Genomic DNA, 316 nt, shown 5'->3' on the forward strand with positions numbered 1-316 from the left:
AATATACCTTCTATCTGGTGATTCGCATGATAAGCTGCTTTACCGTCCTAATAGAAAAGGAGCAAAGTGAAGGACGAGTTGATTGCATTGTTGAGACCCCAATGTTTGTTTACATCTTCGAATTTAAGCGTGATGGTTCAGCTTCTGAAGCTTTGAAGCAAATCGAGGAAAAAGGATATGCCCGTGAGTATGCTACAGACAACAGAACGATTTACCAGATTGGCTGCAACTTCTCGTCTAAGACGGGAACGATTGACGATTGGAAATCAAAAGCATCCTCCAACTCTCTCATCTGATAATGATGTAAATATAGTTC

1 protein-coding gene is annotated in these 316 nt (G+C 40.5%); it reads left to right on the top strand.

From position 1 onward, the window contains the following. The coding region (locus tag DW657_RS17355) for a PD-(D/E)XK nuclease domain-containing protein (RefSeq protein ID WP_199658380.1) at positions 1–296 on the top strand (296 nt) is incomplete at its 5' end. Between the last annotated feature and the right edge of the window lie 20 nt (positions 297–316).

The organism is Prevotella sp. AM23-5 (assembly GCF_003473645.1).
In the GTDB taxonomy this organism is placed as follows: domain Bacteria; phylum Bacteroidota; class Bacteroidia; order Bacteroidales; family Bacteroidaceae; genus Prevotella; species Prevotella copri_A.